At 67.7% G+C, this 17,574-nt stretch carries 16 protein-coding genes; 5 read left to right on the top strand and 11 right to left on the bottom strand.

The window, feature by feature from the left end; translation table 11 throughout:
* Positions 1 to 55: 55 nt before the first annotated feature.
* The 7 genes from AC6JAC_RS03160 to AC6JAC_RS03190 form a co-directional block, all read right to left on the bottom strand.
* Positions 56 to 2,977, bottom strand: a complete 2,922-nt coding sequence (locus AC6JAC_RS03160; protein WP_497963411.1) for an ATP-binding cassette domain-containing protein — start codon at positions 2,975 to 2,977, stop codon at positions 56 to 58.
* Positions 2,974 to 3,531: a hypothetical protein gene (locus tag AC6JAC_RS03165; protein ID WP_347897606.1), complete on the bottom strand. Its 558-nt coding sequence runs from the start codon at positions 3,529 to 3,531 to the stop codon at positions 2,974 to 2,976. The genes AC6JAC_RS03160 and AC6JAC_RS03165 overlap by 4 nt, the downstream gene beginning before the upstream one ends.
* 144 nt (positions 3,532 to 3,675) lie before the next feature.
* On the bottom strand, positions 3,676 to 5,274 hold the full coding sequence (locus AC6JAC_RS03170; protein ID WP_497963412.1) for an APC family permease: 1,599 nt from the start codon (positions 5,272 to 5,274) through the stop codon (positions 3,676 to 3,678).
* A 126-nt stretch (positions 5,275 to 5,400) separates the two neighbouring features.
* Positions 5,401 to 7,068 (bottom strand): GMC family oxidoreductase, encoded by a 1,668-nt coding sequence (locus AC6JAC_RS03175; protein WP_497963413.1) that lies wholly within the window; start codon positions 7,066 to 7,068, stop codon positions 5,401 to 5,403.
* A complete protein-coding gene (locus AC6JAC_RS03180; protein WP_497963414.1) occupies positions 7,069 to 8,607 on the bottom strand; it encodes an aldehyde dehydrogenase family protein in 1,539 nt (512 codons plus the stop codon). It abuts the gene before it with no gap.
* A 102-nt stretch (positions 8,608 to 8,709) separates the two neighbouring features.
* Entirely contained in the window at positions 8,710 to 9,312 is a 603-nt protein-coding gene (locus AC6JAC_RS03185; RefSeq protein ID WP_497963415.1) for a TetR/AcrR family transcriptional regulator, read from the bottom strand.
* Between the two features lie 69 nt (positions 9,313 to 9,381).
* A complete protein-coding gene (locus tag AC6JAC_RS03190) occupies positions 9,382 to 10,305 on the bottom strand; it encodes a LysR family transcriptional regulator (protein ID WP_347897615.1) in 924 nt (307 codons plus the stop codon).
* 195 nt (positions 10,306 to 10,500) lie between these two features.
* Here AC6JAC_RS03190 and AC6JAC_RS03195 point away from each other — a divergent pair, with 195 nt between their 5' ends.
* Positions 10,501 to 10,845 (top strand): CBU_0592 family membrane protein, encoded by a 345-nt coding sequence (locus AC6JAC_RS03195; protein WP_051628728.1) that lies wholly within the window; start codon positions 10,501 to 10,503, stop codon positions 10,843 to 10,845.
* Positions 10,846 to 11,106: 261 nt separating this feature from the next.
* Positions 11,107 to 11,286, top strand: coding sequence for a hypothetical protein (locus AC6JAC_RS03200; RefSeq protein ID WP_231511079.1), 180 nt, complete (start codon positions 11,107 to 11,109; stop codon positions 11,284 to 11,286).
* 40 nt (positions 11,287 to 11,326) lie between these two features.
* Here the strand turns inward: AC6JAC_RS03200 and AC6JAC_RS03205 are convergent, their stop codons facing one another.
* On the bottom strand, positions 11,327 to 11,572 hold the full coding sequence (locus tag AC6JAC_RS03205; RefSeq protein ID WP_497966758.1) for a substrate-binding domain-containing protein: 246 nt from the start codon (positions 11,570 to 11,572) through the stop codon (positions 11,327 to 11,329).
* Positions 11,573 to 11,666: 94 nt separating this feature from the next.
* On the opposite strand from AC6JAC_RS03205, the gene AC6JAC_RS03210 reads away from it, so the two are divergent.
* Together AC6JAC_RS03210 and AC6JAC_RS03215 are read left to right on the top strand one after the other, a co-directional pair.
* Positions 11,667 to 12,551 (top strand): aminoglycoside phosphotransferase family protein, encoded by an 885-nt coding sequence (locus AC6JAC_RS03210; protein WP_497963416.1) that lies wholly within the window; start codon positions 11,667 to 11,669, stop codon positions 12,549 to 12,551.
* Positions 12,552 to 12,606: 55 nt separating this feature from the next.
* A complete protein-coding gene (locus AC6JAC_RS03215; protein ID WP_497963417.1) occupies positions 12,607 to 14,106 on the top strand; it encodes an HNH endonuclease signature motif containing protein in 1,500 nt (499 codons plus the stop codon).
* Between the two features lie 98 nt (positions 14,107 to 14,204).
* Here the strand turns inward: AC6JAC_RS03215 and AC6JAC_RS03220 are convergent, their stop codons facing one another.
* A complete protein-coding gene (locus tag AC6JAC_RS03220) occupies positions 14,205 to 14,465 on the bottom strand; it encodes a hypothetical protein (protein ID WP_028269752.1) in 261 nt (86 codons plus the stop codon).
* Positions 14,466 to 14,615: 150 nt separating this feature from the next.
* Between AC6JAC_RS03220 and AC6JAC_RS03225 the strand changes: the two genes are divergently transcribed.
* Entirely contained in the window at positions 14,616 to 15,413 is a 798-nt protein-coding gene (locus tag AC6JAC_RS03225) for a GOLPH3/VPS74 family protein (RefSeq protein ID WP_497963418.1), read from the top strand.
* 99 nt (positions 15,414 to 15,512) lie between these two features.
* Here the strand turns inward: AC6JAC_RS03225 and AC6JAC_RS03230 are convergent, their stop codons facing one another.
* Together AC6JAC_RS03230 and AC6JAC_RS03235 are read right to left on the bottom strand one after the other, a co-directional pair.
* Entirely contained in the window at positions 15,513 to 16,361 is an 849-nt protein-coding gene (locus AC6JAC_RS03230; RefSeq protein WP_497963419.1) for an HAD-IIB family hydrolase, read from the bottom strand.
* Between the two features lie 99 nt (positions 16,362 to 16,460).
* Positions 16,461 to 17,360: a polysaccharide deacetylase family protein gene (locus AC6JAC_RS03235; RefSeq protein WP_497963420.1), complete on the bottom strand. Its 900-nt coding sequence runs from the start codon at positions 17,358 to 17,360 to the stop codon at positions 16,461 to 16,463.
* Positions 17,361 to 17,574: the final 214 nt, after the last annotated feature.

Genomic DNA, 17,574 nt, shown 5'->3' on the forward strand with positions numbered 1-17,574 from the left:
TGCCGTCCTTGCGCGCAGAAACGGAAGATGCGGCGCGGCACTGCCGGCGGGGTCCTCAGACCCGGATTTGGGGCTGGTCCCTGTCCTGAGCGGGTTGGGCTTGCTCGGCGGCCCCGCCCGCACTTCCCCCCAGGCCGGAGACCGGCTTCACCCGCCGCAGTGCGGCGAGAATGGCCCGCCCCACCACGGCGATTCCGACGATGGTGGTGACGGCACGCAGGGTGTCCCAGCCCGCCGTCGACGTCACCAGCGAGTAGAGCAGGAAGCTGCTGAGGTTGGTGCCCAGCGGAACGCCCGGTATGTAGGAGATGCCGGTGCCGGCGCCCACGGCGAAGGGCCAGAACCACAGGTTGGTCAGCAGACCGAACAGGTAGGACGCCACAACCCCGTAGCCGCACAGCAACCACAGCTCGGCCTTGCCCCGCACCCGGCGGGGGAGCAGGCCGGCCCCGGCGCCCACCCATGCGCAGGCGAAGATCTGGAACGGCGTCCACGGCCCGATCCCACCCCACAAGGCGCTGGAGAGGGCGATAGTGGCGGCGCCGAGGAGCATGCCGAAACGCGCACCGAAGGCCCTGCCGGCCAGGATCAGCAGGATAAAGACTGCCTCCACGCCCCCGACGCCGGTGCTCGCCACCCGCACCGCCGAACCGACGGCGGCCAGGACGCCAAGTAACGCGACCGTATGAGCGGAGCGCACCGAGCCGTCCATGGACACAACGACGGCGACGGCGGCAATCGGCGCGATGGCCAGCGCCGCGTAGGGGAGGGCCGCGGCGGCATCCTCGGGCAGTGCCGCGGCGAGCAGCGGCCAGCAGAATGCTGCGAGGGCGATGACGTTCGCCGCTGCGAGAACAGCAAGCTCGACGCCCCGCGGCATCCGGATGTGGCGCTGTTTTGCCGCGCCCTGGGTGTCCGTTGGTTCGATGACCCGTTGCCGCGGTCCGGCACCCGCTGGCCGGGAAAGGGGCAGGGGCGGTTCAGGTGCAGCGGCCGGTGCGGCTTCCGGCACGGAAGAGGGCGCGACGCCGTCACGCATCGGCAGGATCCGGGCCCCGAGGCCATGGGCAAAATCGAGGTCGTGCGTGGCGATCAGGACCGCAGCACCGGAGTCCGCCGCCGCCCGCAACGCTGCCGAAACTGCCGTGCGGGCCGCGGGATCCAGCCCGCGGGTGGGCTCATCGATCAGGAGGACCTGGGGGTCGTCCATGGTCTGCAGCGCGATGGCAAGGATCCGGCGCTCTCCCGCGGAGAGGTCCCGGGGGTGCTCATCTCCAATGGGGATCCGGACGTCTCCCCGCAAACGGGCCAGGCGTGACGCCGCAGGCATCGGGGGAAGTTGGGCATTGCTTGGGCTGCGTGCGGTGCGGGCCTGACGCGCAGCCCGCGCCTGGCGCCGCTCGGCGGCGCGGAGCTCTCCCGCCACCGTATCCCTGGTGAAGAGGTCGTCCGAGGCGTCCGGGACGAGGGCGACGCGGCCGCCGTCGACAATGCCGCCGTCGACCGTTCCTTGACGGTCCCTGCCTTCCAACGTGCCTTCACCGAGGGCCAGCGCCACGAGGACGGACGACTTCCCGGCCCCGTTCGGCCCCACCAGGGCCACCACTTCGCCGCGGTGCAGGGTCAGCGACGCGTCGCGCACCAGCGTCTTGCCCTTCCGGTGCACCGCAAGATTTGCCGCCGTCAGCACCGGCCCGGTCAGCACCGGCGCGTGCTCATCGTAGGAGGCCGGGGCTGGGCCGTGAACACGAGGCAGAGGCGCGGAGGGCGCGGCACCCGGCACCAGGGCGCCGTCGTCGATGGTCCACCACGAGTCGGCAACCGGGACGAACTGTTCCGCCCGGTGCTCCGCCGCGATGACGCAGACACCGTCTTGGCGGGCGAGGTCGTTGAGCACGGCGATCACGTGTCCGCGCGCCGCGGTGTCAAGGTCGGCCAGCGGCTCATCGACCAGGAGCAGGGCCGGATGCTCCACCACTGCCGCGGCGATGGCTACCAGCGTTGCCTCACCCGCGGACAGGGTGCTGACGTTCCGGTCCAGCAGCGCCGACACTCCGATGACCTCAGCAACTTCCAGCACCCGGGCCTTGGCGGTTCCGGATGCCATGCCGCGCAGCTCCAGTGCGAGGCCGATTTCATCCCGGACCCGGGTGGTGGCGAAGGCGGCGCGGGGATTCTGCAGGACGACGCCGATGAGGCGCGCGGTATCGCGCGGGGGTGTGGTGGCACGGTCCGTGCCGGCGACGCGCACGGTGCCGGAGATATCTCCGCCGTCAACGTGCGAGAGGAGGCCGGCGACGCCCCGCAGGATGGTGGATTTGCCGGAGCCCGTCGGCCCGGTGATCACCGTAACGGACCCGCTCGACGGCGTGAACCCGGCGATGCGCACCTGCGCGTCACCAATGCGGAACAGTGCGTCCCGGACCAGAAGCGGTGCGTCGGCACCGCCGATGGATGAATGGGGTGCCCGGCTCCCGAAACCGCGCAGCTCCAGGGCTGCGGCCACCCGGCTGGCATGCTCGAGGGTGCGCTCCAGCACGGGCACCAGGGCCCGGGGCCCGAAGCGTTCGCCCCGCAGCCGGAAGGCCAGGCGGACGGAGGTCACGGCATCCGAAAGTGCCGGAAGCGCCGCCCAGGCCACCACAAGGGTCCGGGCCAGGCCCTGCATGGGGCCGCCGCGGGCCAGGTGCACAAAGCCGCGGGCCACATCCACACAGGCGTTGAGAATGCCGAAAGCGAGGATCATCCCGGCAATTGGCAGGGCGGACAGGACCGCCGCCCACAGCCCCTGCGCCGTGACCGGACCGAGGAGGACCACATGGGCGTACGGGGCAGGCAGCGGCACTGCCGGCAGGTCGAGCAGGACCGGTCCGCCGAGGCCCGCCCCGTTGAAAAGGATGCGGTAGATGACCCGCGCCGCGATGAAGACGACGGCGAGGGCCGCCCCAGCTCGTAACGGCGCGGGTCGAAAGGTCATGCCTTGGGGGCGGCCGGTTCGCCGTCGACCGTGAAGAGCAGTTCCAGGCTCTGGCCCGGGCTGACCTGCAGGGTGGCGAGGCCTTCCTGCGCGTAGGCCCAGTCGCCGGTGGCCGGCTTGACCCAGAGGGCCCAGTAGGCGAAGGCTGCGGGCATCTTGCTGCAGTCTTCCCGGTACGTGCCGCCCTTGTGGGTGATGTCGAGGTCTGCGGCTGGCACGCCGTTCACCCGGCATACCAGTTCCTTGGGGTACTGCGCGGTGCCCTCGGTTTTCACCTTTGCCTCGTCCAGCACCTTGGAGGCGGCAGTCGGCGCGTCCACTGGGACGCAAACGGACGTGTCAGCGGCAGCCTGCTTCAGGGAGCCGGAATCGACGATGACCTTTACGCCGGTGCAGGGCCCGGCGGCGGCGCTGGATGAAGCCGCTGCCGTGGAGGCAGGGGCAGAGGTGGTGGGCTGGGTGGCGGCCGGCGCGGAACAGGCGGCAAGGGCAAACAGGAGACCGGCGGCGGCGAGGGAGCTCGCGGCGGCGGTGCGGATCTTAGTCAAAGTCACCTGTCAAGGGTAGGACGTGCTTGTCCGGATCCGGAGGCCGTCGCGTTGTGTGACGTTAAGTCACTCACCTGCGCGGGAGTCACCAACGCAAAAGGGCCGACGACGGCGCTCAATTGAGTGCCGTCGTCGACCCTTCCGGGGGCGTTACGAAGCTTCCGACGCGGTTACCAGCGCATCCTCCGGAGCTTTGCGCTGCGCTGCCTCGTCCTGCGCTGCGCCGTACTGAGCGGCACCAGCCGACGACGGATGTGCGGCGACCGCCGCGGCATGCTCGGCCAGCACCCCGGTCTGGTGGCGGATCTTCAGGCGGTAGAGCAGGGTCCCGCCAACGATCACGGCGGCCACGAAGATCACGCCGCCCCACTGCAGGTACCACTCGAACGGCGGCACCGAGTTGTAGATCTCCGGCCGGGGCCAGACCAGATTCAGTGTCATGGCACCGCCCCAGAAGACCGCCAGGATGTTCACCGGCAGGCCCCATTTGCCAAGGCTGAATCCGGGCTCGGTGCCGTCTGCGGCGAGCGGCCACTTCTTCAGGAGCCGGTTGCGCAGCAACGGAACAGTCACCAGGAGGTAGGACAGGTAGATCAGGACGATGCTGATGCTGGACATGATGGTGAAGATGGCCGGCTGCATCACGTTGACCAGCAGCGGAATGACGGCCATAACGCCGATCACGATCGCCGCGATCTTGGGGGTCCTGCGGACCGGATCCACCTTGCCGAGCTGCCGGCTGAACGGCAGGTTGTTGTCCCGGGCCATCGCGAACATCATGCGGATGGCGGCGGCATGGACAGCCAGGGTGCAGACCACCACGGCCACCACGATGCAGGCCAGGAAGGCCTTGCCGAACGGTCCGCCCAGGACGGAGAGCACAATGTACTGCAGGCCGCCGTCGGCAGCTCCCACCTTGGGATCGGCCAGGTCCGGTGCGGCCAGGATGCCAAACAGCAGGATCAGGCCGCCCAGCAGGAACGAGGCCGTAATGGCCCGCAGGATGGCTTTGGGTGCCGTGCGCTTGGGATCCTTCGTTTCCTCGCCGAGGGAGCTGGCGGTGTCGAAGCCGTACATGACGTAGCCGGACGCCATGGCGCCGATGAGGAAGACGCCGAAGAAGCCAAGGTCGTGCCCCTCGCCGAAGCCGGCGGTGTCGAAGAAGACCTCGGGCCCCCGCACCACGTGCCAGCCCAGCGCGAGGATCAGCAGCACGGCCGCGGTCAGCTCCACGAAGACGCCGATGCTGTTGATCCTGGTCATCAGCTTCACACCGAAGGCGTTGATGAGGGTGGAGATGGTGATCATGATGGTGGCCAGCACCACGCCGTTCATGGCGAAGTCGTAGGGTCCGGTGCCGTCACCGACGAACTGGAAACCGGACCAGAGCTGCGGCAGGGTGAGCTGCAGGGCCAGCGCCACGGAGCCCAGCGCCACGATGGAGGAGAGCAGCAGCAGCCAGCCCGCCAGCCAGGACGAGGTCCCCGACGAGAGCCGCTTGGCCCAGTTGTAGACCGATCCCGCCACGGGGTAGCGGCCGGCCAGCTCGGCGAAACAGAGCGCCACCATCAGCTGGCCGACGAAGACGATGGGCCAGGACCAGGCGTACGCCGGGCCGGCCATGGAAAAACCAAAGTAGAACAGTTGGAAGACGCCGGTCAGGATGGAGATGTAGCTGACGCCTGCGGCGAAGCTGGCAAACTTGCCGATGCTCCGGTCCAGGGTCTGGGTGTAGCCAAATTCATCCATGCCGCTTGAATCAATACTCTTGCTGGGTTCCAAGACGTGAACTCCTAAGTCAGAAAAGTACGCACGATGCACCCCGCGGCCGCCATTGGACGCGGGTGAAATCAACTAGCCTCCGGAACTTGCCTCTCAGGCGAAGGACGGGCTGAGCTCCACCTCTTTCTCTTCAGCGGCCCTTTCAGCGCCATCGGTGTGCCCGGCGCGGATGAGGTCCGCCCGGATCAAATCCGCGCAGCGCTCGCCGATCATCATGACGGTGATGTTGGGGTTTACGGTGACGTGTTCCGGCATCACAGACGCATCCGCGACGCGCAGGCCGGTGACGCCCTTGACCCGCAGCTCGGGATCCAGCGGTGACAGATCGTCGTCGGCCGGGCCCATCCGGACGGTGCCCACCGGGTGGTACACGGTGTTGTGGGTCTTGCGGATGTACTCCCGCAGTTCCTCGTCCGTCTGCGCCTCGACGCCGGGCGATAGCTCGCGGCCGGTCCATTCGGCCATGGCGGGCTGGGCCGCGATTTCGCGGGCCTTGCGGATGCCGGCCACCATAACGCGCATGTCGTGGCCTTCGGGATCCGTGAAGTAGCGCGGGTCCACCATGGGCTTGTCGCGGAAGTCGCGGCTGCGCAGCCGGACGGTGCCGCGGGACCGGGCGTGCGTGACGTTCGGGGTGAGGCTGAAGCCGTTCTCGGTGGTGGGGTAGCCGTGCCGCAGGGTGTTCATGTCGAACGGGACGGAGCCGTAGTGCATCATCAGGTCCGGGCGGTCCAGGCCGTCCTCGGTTGGAGTGAAGATGCCGATCTCCCACCACTGGGTGGAGGTCTGCACCATGGGCTGCCTGGCCTCGAACTGGACCACGCCTTCGGGATGGTCCTGGAGGTTTTCGCCCACGCCGGGGGAGTCCGCCAGCACCTCGATGCCGTGCTGGGCCAGGTGCGCTGCCGGGCCGATGCCGGAGAGCATCAGCAGCTTGGGGGAGTCGATGGCGCCGGTGGACAGGATGACCTCGCGGTGCGCGGAGAGCCGGTGGGTCCGGCCGAACGCGGAGTCCACCACGTCCACGCCGGTGCAGCGCTTGTCCGCGTCGAACACCAGCTGGCGGGCGCGGAGGCCCGTGAGCAAGGTGAAGTTGGGGCGGTCGATGATGGGGTGGATGTAGGAGACCGAGCTGGAGGCGCGGGTGCCGTCCGCGCGGCGGTTGATCTGGAAGAAGTTGGCGCCGTTGACCACGGTGGTGCCGGAGTTGAACTTCGCCCGGGGAATACCCGTCTGTTCACAGGCGTCCAGGAGCGCGACGCCGGCAGGATCCACCGGGGGGACGTTCATCAGGTGCACCGGGCCCGAGTCCCCGTGGTGGGGTGCGTCCGGGCCGGCGTCCTCATTGGTTTCCAGCCGCTGGTAGAGCGGCCAGGCGGCGTCGGCGTTCCAGCCGGCGGCTCCATACTTGGACTCCCACTCGTCCAGGTCCTCGCGGGGCGCCCAGAAGGCGATGCACGAGTTGTGGCTCGAGCATCCGCCCATCACCTTGGCACGGGCGTGGCGCATGAAGGAGTTGCCGTTTTCCTGCGGCTCCACCGGGTAGTCCCAGTCGTAGCCGGATTCGAGCAGCTCCATCCAGCGGTCCAGCTGCAGGATTTCGGGCAGGTTGCGGTCATCCGGGCCGGCCTCCACGAGGGCCACGGTCACGTCCGGATCCTCGCTCAGCCGGGCGGCGACTGCGGCACCGGCGGATCCGCCGCCGATGACGACGTAGTCGAACCCGCGGTCGGTGAGGTCCTCAATGTTGTCGTAGTGCATCTAGTTCTCCTTGCCGTGGTCAGCAAACCAGCCGGTGACCTGCGGGCTGGTGTTCTGGTAGATGTGCTTGGCTTCCTGGTATTCGGCCAGGCCCGTGGGACCCAGCTCGCGGCCGACGCCGGACTGGCCGAAGCCGCCCCACTCGGCCTGGGGGAGGTAGGGGTGGTAATCGTTGATCCAGATGGTGCCGTGCCGCAGCCGGGATGCCACGCGCTGCGCCTTGCCGGCGTCCTGGGTCCAGACTGCGCCGGCCAAGCCGTAAATGGTGTCGTTGGCGGTGGCAACCGCTTCGTCCTCGGTGCGGAACGTTTCCACTGTGACCACCGGGCCGAACGCCTCGTCGGTGACCACGGACATCCCCCGCCGGACGCGGTCCAGGACGGTGGGCTGGTAGTAGAACCCGGCGTCGTACTTTTCTCCTTGCGGCGCCGCACCGCCGGTCCGCAGCCGCGCACCCTCCTGGATGCCGCGCTGGACGTAGGCGTGGACCTTGTCGCGGTGGGCCGCGGAAATCAGCGGGCCGGTTTCGGCGGCGTCATCGAACGGCCCGCCGATCCGGATCTCCCGGGCACGGCGGACCAGCTCGTCCACAAACCGTTCGGCGATGGATTCCTCCACCACCAGCCGGGCCCCGGCGGAGCAGACCTGCCCGGAGTGGACGAAGGCGCCGTTCAGGGCGTTGTCCACGGCGGCGTCGAAGTCCGCGTCCGCGAACACCACGTTGGGGTTCTTCCCGCCAAGCTCCAGTGCCACCTTCTTGACGGTGCCGGCGGCGGCCGCCGCGATCCGCTTGCCGGTTTCCAGCCCGCCCGTGAAGGAGACGAGGTCGACGGCGGGGTGTTCCGAGAGCGGGGCGCCCGCCTCGGCGCCGGCTCCGGTCACGAGGTTGGCGACGCCGTCCGGCAGGCCGAGGTCCTGCAGCAGCTGCATGGCCAGGATGGCGGTGGACGGGGTCAGCTCGGAGGGCTTGAGGACGAACGTGCAGCCCGCGGCGAGTGCGGGCGCGATCTTCCATGCCGCCTGGAGCAGGGGGTAGTTCCACGGGGTGATCAGGCCGCAGACGCCCACGGGTTCGTAGACGATTTTGCTGACGACGGCGGTGTTCCCGGCGTCGACGATGCGGCCCGCCTGCTGCCCGGCGAGCCTGCCGAAGTACTCGAAGCAGGCGGCAATGTCGTCCATGTCGATGCGGCTCTCGACCATGCGCTTGCCGGTGTCCAGCGACTCGGCGCGGGCGAACTTTTCCCGGCGTTCGCGCAGTCCCGCTGCGACCCTAAGCAGGAAGGTGCCGCGCTCGGGTGCCGGGACGTTCGACCAGATTCCGGAGTCGAAGGCTGCACGGGCTGCGGCGATGGCGCGTTCCGCGTCCTCCCGGCCGGCCTCGGACACGGTGGCCACCAATTCGCCGTCGGCGGGGTTGCGGATTGCACGCACGGCACCGGAGGCGGCCGGCTCCCAGGCACCGTTGATGAACAGGGTGGATGCTGTCTCGGTTGTTGCGGTTCGAATGACGTCATGGGCTGGTGTGGCGTAAGTCATAGGAAGGACAGTAATGCAGATTGAACGAGTGTTCAATACTTTTTTGAACACTCGTTCAATGCTACGTAGGGCGGTTGCGCTGCCCGTGCCCCGAGTGTGGTCCTAGACGGTGTGGTCGTGAAGCGGCGCGAAGGCGATTTCCTCCGTGCGGGCGATGCTTCGCTGGATGGCGGCCGGATCAACGCCGAGCAGCGCCGTCAGCCACATGCCGTTTTGGATGACCACAATGTCGGCAGCCCTGTCCCGGCAGGCCTCCCAGGACAGGTCGGGTTGCGCGTTGGAAACGAGTGCCGCGAGGCCGTCGAGATAGCGGTCGAAAGCCTCGGCGTTGATCTGCGCATAGCCCTCGTCCGCCTGGGCGAGGGCCCAAAGGTGGAGGCGCAGGGACAGGTAGCGGGTGGTCAGCAGATCAGCGGCCGCCACTCGCCGCAGGGCCTTGCGCAGCTGTGCCTCGGGGTCTGACGAGGGGTCGGGTGCCACCAGCAGGAGGTCGTGCTCGTCCACCCGGCGGAGGGCTGCCCGTATGAGGCTCGTCTTGTCGTCGTAGTAGTAGTTCACCAGGCCCAGCGCGACGCCGGCCTCGCGCGCCACGGCCCGCATGCTCACCCCCGAGATCCCGTGGCGGGACAGCAGGTCCAGCGCCGCCTCGAGAATGCGCGACTGCCTGTCCATCTGTTCGCCGGAGTTCACGGCTTTGGTCCCCATCTGGCCAGACTATTGCCTAACCCGTCACGAGTGCACTTTGAGGGCCCGCGTGACCTTGCGTGTAGGCGGTCAGGAGGTGGACCGCGTGTCGAACGCCGCCGCCGATTCCCGCAGAAGGCGCGCGACGGTGTCCACGGGCGTGCTGGCTGCCCGCCGCCGGTCGAACCGCCGCAGGACGATGCGCCGCGTGCCCAGGCCGGGGACGTCCAGGACGTCCACCCCGTCGTGGCTGACGCCGCTCAACGCGAGGGTGGGTACGATCGCAACGCCCTCGCCCGCCGCGACCAGTGCCAGCGCGGTCAGCGTCTCCTGGTACTGATGAACCGTCTCCATCCGGGCGCCCGTTGCCTGACGGAGCCGGCCGAGGACCGAAGCGTTGGCGGCGGAGGCGTCGACGCCGAGCCAGGGAATCGGCAGGTTGCCAAGGTCGATGTTCTCGGTGGTGAGCAGGGCGCCGGCGGGAACCACCAGTTTCCACGGCTCGTCCAGGAGGGGCTCCTCGATCATTCCGGCGGACAGCGAACCTTGGGCGGCCGTCGTCGAATCGAGCTCCACCACCACGGCGTCGAGCGCGCGCTGGCGGAGCATCCGGACCAGGTCGGGGAAGTCGTCTTCAACTATCCGGATCTGCAATTGCGGGTAGCGGGTGCGCCACTCGGGCAGGCGCGGGATCACCACCGTGCGGACAAAGCTGGTGAATCCTCCCACCCGCACCACCCCTGCGACCTTGGCCCCGCTCTCCATCCGGGCGCGGGCGACACTGAGTGCGCGTTCGATCTCCTCGCCGGCTTCGGCAAAGGCCAGGCCTGCGGGTGTCAGAACGGAGCCTTTGGGTGTGCGCACCACGAGCGCATGCCCCGTCTCGTCCTCCAGTTTGTTGAGCTGCTGGGACACGGCCGACGCCGTGATCCCCAGTTCGTCAGCCGCGGCGAGCACTCCGCCGGTGCGGGCAACCGCAAGGAGAATTCGCAGCCGGCGCGGATCGATATCCATGTTAAGTAGTTCTAAACCACATCTTCAGAGGAATGCAATTGATCTACAGGCATGTCGACCTCATAATTGCAGTTGAAAGCCAAATCCAGGGATGCCTGATCCAATCGGAACCAGCCCCGAACACAAAAATTCAGCCCGCCAGCTGTCCACTCCGCCCTGCGGATGGCAGCCGGGCATCACCCCCGAAAGGACATCATGGAACTGCTCTGGGAAATTGCCGGCTGGGCAGGCGCTGTCGCCATCCTCAGTGCGTACCTGGCTGTGTCCATGGGGTGGCTGAAGGCCGGAAAGGGATTCCAGATCGCGAATCTCCTCGGTTCCTGCGCCTTCATCGTCAACGGCGCCTTCCACGAGGCATGGCCGTCGGTGGTCACGAACATCGCCTGGTTCCTCATTTCCGCAGTGGCCCTTCTTCGCATGCGGTCCACGCAGGCGGCGCCGGTGCCCGCCGTCGAGGTCCCGCACGTGCAGTTTCCCGGCGTTCCCGAAACCGGCCAGATGGCCATCGTCGAAGCGCCCAGGGCACCCAGCTTCACTTAGGCCGAAACTCAAGCGGACGAATATTGAGCGGACGACGGCGGGAGGTCCCGCCGTCGTCCGCTGCTATTTCGTGTGCGGTAACAATTGGTCAACTGGTTGGCGGATTCCGGCGAGGTTGTCTGATAATCAAAGTAAGGCTTGGGCCGCGTGTGCCGGTTCATCCGCCTGAAGAATCCGCTCGCCTCGGAGCCGCTGGTCCTCGCTCGCAGGCAACACCTTCAAATAATTCAGGGATATACCTCTATGGACAGTTCAGGTTTCATGGCACTTTTCCTTGCCGGGACAGACGACACCGCCACGAGCGCGCTCCCGAATGCCCCGCGGGTGCACCGCAAAACCAAACTTGAGTTGTCGCGGTGGTCCGCCATGCGGGGCCGGATCGCCAGCCTGCTCCACCGGCTTGCGTGGGCCATTGAACCGGATACGCACCGCATCCACTGACCACCGCGTTCCCGCCGTGCCGTGACGGTTCAGCCGGGGACTACCGGCCGCTAGCCGAGGCTGCCTGACCGGGCTTGTGGCCGGGATCCGCCTGGGCCAATGTCCCGCGGAGGCGAAGTTCTCCAGGGATCCGGTGGACAGAGGCTGCCGGGTGGTTGCCGTTGATCAGGTCCAACAGGATTTCGGCCGCTCTCGCTCCCATTTCGGCCAGCGGCGGAGCGAAGGTGGTGATGCCGGGTCCCCAGATTTCGAACCAGTCCGGATCGCCGTACCCCGCCAGGGCCAGGTCCCCGCAGGGGTTTGCCGGGCGGAATCTGAACTATATTCGGACAAGGAAATGACCCGGTCGCATCGCAGGATCAAGGGAGGCGGATCTCTGAATGGCGTCAATGCCACCAGCCACGCTGGACGTGAGTGACACCGCCGTCCAACGCCTCGTAAGGGAACAGCGGCCCGACCTCGGCGACCGACTTTTGGTGCGGGTTGCGAACGGCTGGGACAACGCGACCTTCCGGCTCGGCGACGGCCTGGCGGTCCGGCTGCCGCGCAGGGCCGAGGCCGTTCCGCTCATACTGCATGAACAGCGCTACCTTCCGGACATCGCCCGACGCTCCCCGGTTGCGGTTCCTGTCCCCGTCCATGCCGGCCAGCCGACGTCGGACTTTCCCTGGCTGTGGAGCATCGTGCGGTGGGTGCCGGGAGCCGCCGCGGCCGACGTCGGCCCGGCAGATCGCGGCCGGGCCGCCGAGGGCCTGGCCGATTTCCTCCTCTCCCTCCATGTGCCCGCCGAAGCCGGCGTCCCGGTGAATCCTTTCCGCGGTGTGCCGCTGACGGACCGTGAGTCAGCGGTGGTGGAACGGCTCAGGGACCGCGAACGCTACCCCCAGGCAGCAGCGCTGGGTGCGGTGTGGGCGGAGGCCAGTGCCGCTAAAGCCTGGGCTGGTCCGGCGATGATGCTCCACGGCGACCTTCACCCGGGCAATATCCTGCTGGCAAACGACGGCTCGCTGGCCGGCATCATCGATTTCGGCGACGTCGGGGCAGGGGACCCGGCTGTTGACCTCGCGGTGGCGTGGCTGATGTTCGACGCCGGCGCCCGCCGCCGCTTCATGGGCGCCTTTGGCCCCGCAGTCGATGGGGACACCTGGAGAAGGGCACGCGGCTGGGCGCTGATCCTGTCCACGGCCATGCTCAGCAACTCCGACGATAATCCGCGGATGTTTGCCGTGGGAGAGTTCGGGATCAGCCAGATCCTGGAAGGCTGACTTTGCACCCTGATGCCGGCCCTTAAATGTCGGTGGCTGCTGGCATGCTGTGGGTATGGAAAGCGGTGCGGTTGCGGAGACGTTGGAGGCCATGGCGGCCTCCTTTGTTGCGCTGGCTGCCTGTGCCGGTCGCGTGGATGGAAACGCGGCCGGAACCCTGGCCCCGGCCGGTGCTGACCCGCTCCAGGATAAGGCGGACGCGTGCCTGGACGGTATGGCTGCGGTGGGTGGCCTGGAGGCCATGATGGCCGCGCTGAAAGTGCATTTTGCCGCCGGATACGCGCACGCTGCTGCGGCCTTGGCGGCCCCGGCCGGTTCCCCGCAGGAGTGCACCGCCCGGGAAATGGCGGTGACGGCAGAGGTGGCGTGTGTCCTGACGGTGAGTGAACGGTCGGCAGCCGCGCTCCTGGCGGATTCAGCCACCCTGACCGAGGGCTTGCCGCTGACGCTCGCTGCGCTGGGGGCAGGGACCATTTCATGGCAGCACGCGCGGGTGATGTGCGATGAAACATCCGGGCTGGACCCCGCCGCGGCCGCCGCCCTCGAGGCCCACTTCCTGGACCCCGCGGCCCCGTTTGCGGCGCGTGGCTGCCCGGCAGGGGAGCTGGTGCCGGGCAGGTTCCGGGCCAAGGCGCGCAGCTGGCGTGAACGGCACCATCCTGTGAGCATCGAAGCCCGCCACCGCAAGGGTGCGAAGGAGCGCCGGCTGGAACTTGTCCCGGACCGGGACGGCATGGCCTGGCTCTCGGCCTACGTGAGCGCCGATGTGGCGGCGGGTGTCTGGTCCCGTGCCACGGACGCGGCGCGCGCCCTGCAGGGCCCGGCCGAAGCCCGGACCCTGACCCAGCTCCGTGCCGACGTCGCCACATCCTGGCTGCTCGGAGGCGTCGTGGAAGGAACCCCGTCCCCACGGGCGCAGGTCCTCGTCACCGTTCCGGTGTTCTCGCTTCTCGGGGTAGCGACCGAACCGGCCACCCTGGACGGGTATGGTCCCATACCTGCCAGCATGGCCCGCCGGCTTGTCGCGGACGGCGCCACATCGTTGATGCGCGTCCTGACGGATCCGCGCAGCGGAGCGCCGCTGGAAATAGGGCGCACCAGCTACCCGGTTCCGAAAGCGATGCGCCAGTGGTTGCGGCTTCGGGATGGCCGCTGCCCTTTCCCCGGCTGCAACAACCACTCCCTGGACAACGAAGCGGACCACCTCCTGGCATGGTCGGACGGCGGCGGCACCGGAATCTCAAACCTTGGCCAGCCATGCCGCAAACACCACCGCCTGAAACACAGCTCACGTTGGAAACCTGTTGGCGCCACCAAGGATCAGCCGCCCGGCTGGATCTCACCTTCGGGACGCTCATATCCCAGCGAACAACAGGACTGGGAACCACCACACTGGCCCGACCACCCCGGCCACACGGGCGAAGATGGCGAAGATACGGAGTGGGAACCGCCCCCAGGGCCGGACGGACTTGCCGGTGCCGCAGGTCTCGGCGAGACCGCGCCACCATTACCGGTGGATCCCTTCCCTGACTGGGAGCTCTTCATCGCGGCCTAGGATTGATGCCTGTCCTGCCTGCCCCGGCCGTCGTCGACTGCGGCGGCCACCCAAGGCGCCGCCGCGCCTGGCTGCGTTCCCGATCCGGGGCGGTCCGCCTAGGACTCGACGAGAACCAGGATTGTTTCCGGACGGACGCCGTCGAATTTCATTGCGTCGGCTGTCGTTTCGGACTCCATGATTCGCTGAAATGTTTCCATGTCCGGGACCTGGACGATCAGGCCCACACGCTGGCTCTTCGCCGGGTCGCTGAACGTTCGAACCGTGATGCCCAGCGGCCCGAATACTTCTTCTCGCTTTGGTGAGCTGAGCCAGTGCTCAACATCGTCGACCTCGTGGAAGACCAATAGAGTTGGCATCGTTGCCTCTGCTTTCTGGGTTTGCGCCAGGAGCCGGGCTGGATAGGGGCCGCATGGGACATCCTGATCATCGTGAACGTACCACGGCGTCGAATGCGGCGGTAGCAATTCCTCATTGTGGTGGCTGCCCAACAGGGCCACCATGATGCTATGGATGCTGAAACACCAAAAGCGGTGGAACTGAGCCTTCCCCAGGCCTTCCTGCTTCTAGCTACAAACGACAAAGACGGCAAACCTGAAGTGCCCGTGTTCGCGCTCAGAACCACTACGGCAGGGGCAATATTGGCCGAGCTGGCCCTGCTCGGTGCTATCGAACTGCAGGGGAAGCACATCAAGGCCACCGACGCCGCCCCCAGGACGGACTTCCTGCAGGAGCTGGAACTCATCCGCGGCAAGTCCCGGCCCCACACTCCCAAGGCGTGGGTCGCCATACTGGAGGGCCGGGCCGAAGTGCGGCGCATCTATGAGGGGATGGCGTCACGGGGCATCGTGGAACATCTCGGCGAAAAGCATCTGGGCCGCTTCCGGGCCGTGCGGTACCCCGAGAAGGACCACGCACCGGAGGAAGCGCTGCTGAAAAAGATCCAGGCCACCCTCACCGGTGCATTGTCCGATCCCGAGGCGTCTGCGTCCAAAGTGACCGACGCTGAAGCCGAAGCGGTTGATACCGCGGCATCGGATTCGGCGGCAGGGGACTCGGGCGCGGCCGAGGCCAAGGCACCCGGTGCCGCGGAACCCGCTCCTGCGAAGCCTGGTGCCCAGGCGCCCGATGCCAGGACCACAGCACTGATCGCACTGCTTCAGGCGGCCGGACTGTTCGGGAAGCTCTTCCCGGAGGCTGACCGAAGCCGGGCAAACGAGCTGGCGAGGAGCTATTGGCCGTCCCGTGCGGTGGAGGACGAACTTCGCCTGATCAGGTTGGCGGAGGAAGAGGCTGCAACCTTGTGATGCCGGGAACGGCTCCGACGGTTGACGTTCGACGGCGGGAGGTCCCGCCGTCGACCGCTAGAACATTGCCTGTTCGTGCTCTGGCCCCTACCCGCCGGATCAGATGAGGCCGAGCTCCGCGAAGGCGGCAACGAGCCCTTCCTGCCGGGGAGGAGCGGCCGTCAGGTCGGCGAGTGCCACCAGCTCCGGGAGCGATCCTTCGATGGCGATGCCGATTCCTGCGAAGGCGATCATCTCCAGATCGTTCGCGCCGTCGCCGGCCGCAATCGTGTCTTCGCGGGCGATGCCCAGATGGGCAATGACGGCCGCGACGCCGTCGGCCTTGCTGATCCCGCGCTGGTACAGTTCCCCCGCGTGCCGGCCCTCGTCAGCCACCGAATTCGCGACCACGGCAATCGCCCCGCCAATTTCCCCGACCAGGTCCTCCATGGCCACGGGGGAGTCAAACACGGACACCTTGGAGAACTGCACGTCGGCACCATTCGAGGTGGGGTGCACCGCGCGGAGGATGTCGGACGAACCTACCGGGCCTCCGGGTGCCTGCTCGAAATGGGCGTCAAGAATCACCCGCAACCGCTCCAGCGCAGCGGGCGGCACGTGCAGCGCCTCCTGGGCCTCCAGGATGTAGACGGCGTCGTTCGCGTCGAGCGCCCGGACCGTCCTGGCCGCAAGGTCGGCCGGGAACCGCCGGTCCATCAGCACCGTCCCGGCCACCTCGGCGTAGGCGCCGGCACTGGCCACGAGGCCGTCGAAACCCGCGGCGAGAATGCTTTTGGGCAACATTGAGACCGGGCGTCCGGTGCAAAGGAAGACCCGGTGTCCTGCCTTCCGCGCCGCCTGGACCGCGCGCATGTGGCCCTCGGGGACGACGCCGTAGTCCGCGTAGGTGCCGTCCACGTCAAGGAAGACGGCCCGGACAGTTCCAGCGGTACTCGGCGTTGTGCTCATGATCCCGGATCATACCCATGCGCAACATCCCGAGCTAACCGGCGCCCGGCTGCCGCAGCTTCGCCGCAGGGGAGCGGTACGAAGCAAAGTGAACCGAAATCAGGTGACTGCGAGCCGGACGGGTTCGAGTCCCGCGGCGCGCAGGATGGGCAGTGCGCGCGTGATCCCCGACGCGGTTCCGCCGTTTGGGTGGTTGGCATGCGCGATGATGACGTCGCCAGGTTTCGCGGCGGAAACCTCGCGGAGAACTACGGGCATGGGGTAGGTGGCGCCGCCGTCGCCGTTGATGCTGAAGGACACCGGGACCAGGCCGAGTTCGCGGACAATGGCCACGGCAACATCGTCGAAGTAGGCGGTGCCGGGCCGGAAATACCGGGGAGCAGTGCCGGTGAGGCGGTGCAAGGCCTCCTGGTTGAGCATTATCTCGTCGTAAACTTCCGCCGGGCTGGACGTGCCAGGAACTCCGTATGCGGCGCGTCCGGAAACAGACAGAGGAACATGCCGCGTACCGTGGTTTCCGATTTCGAACAGCGGATCTTCTGCCAACGACTTCGCGGCTCCAGGGTTGGCTTGGATCCATCGGGAGTTGAGGAAGAACGTTGCCGGTGTCCGGGTGTGCCTGAGCACATCAATGAGGGCCTGGTCCACGCCGTTTCCGCCGGGTCCTCCGCAGCAGTCAAACGTCAGGGCCACGCCTTGGGCACCGGCGGCGAGCCTGGTCGCCGTTCCGGGGAGTTGGAGCCCCCAGGAGTTCGGAGGCCGGCCCGCGAACGAGGAAACAATACTGTCTCTTCCCGGGGGCACAGGGGCGGGCGCCTGGGCTGCCGCAGCAACAACGGGAGTAGGCGGAGCCGCCACAGCGTTGGCTGCCACCTCGTCGGCTGTCCCGGCCTCGGGGGTGTTGGCGGCGCAGCCCGCAAGCGAAATGGCAGCCGCCGTCAGCAGGAACGCGCGACGGCTGGTCAGAAATTTGCGGTGGCGCGGGCCATCTGCAGGCATGCCGGGGTCCCTCTGTTCTTCCTGGCGGCGGGTGCCAGCAGCTTGGTGTTGGCACCCCGAACCATAACAGCCGATAACGAACAACGAGGAAGCGCCGCTTAACACAAACGGACGACGGCGGGAAGTCCCGCCGTCGGCCGTTGTGCGTGGAGCCCAAAGGCCCGTCAGCCCGCAATCCCGCCCGCTCTCAACAGACAGCGCTTTCATGAAGATT

The sequence above is a fragment of the Arthrobacter sp. KUASC02 genome (assembly GCF_059739395.1).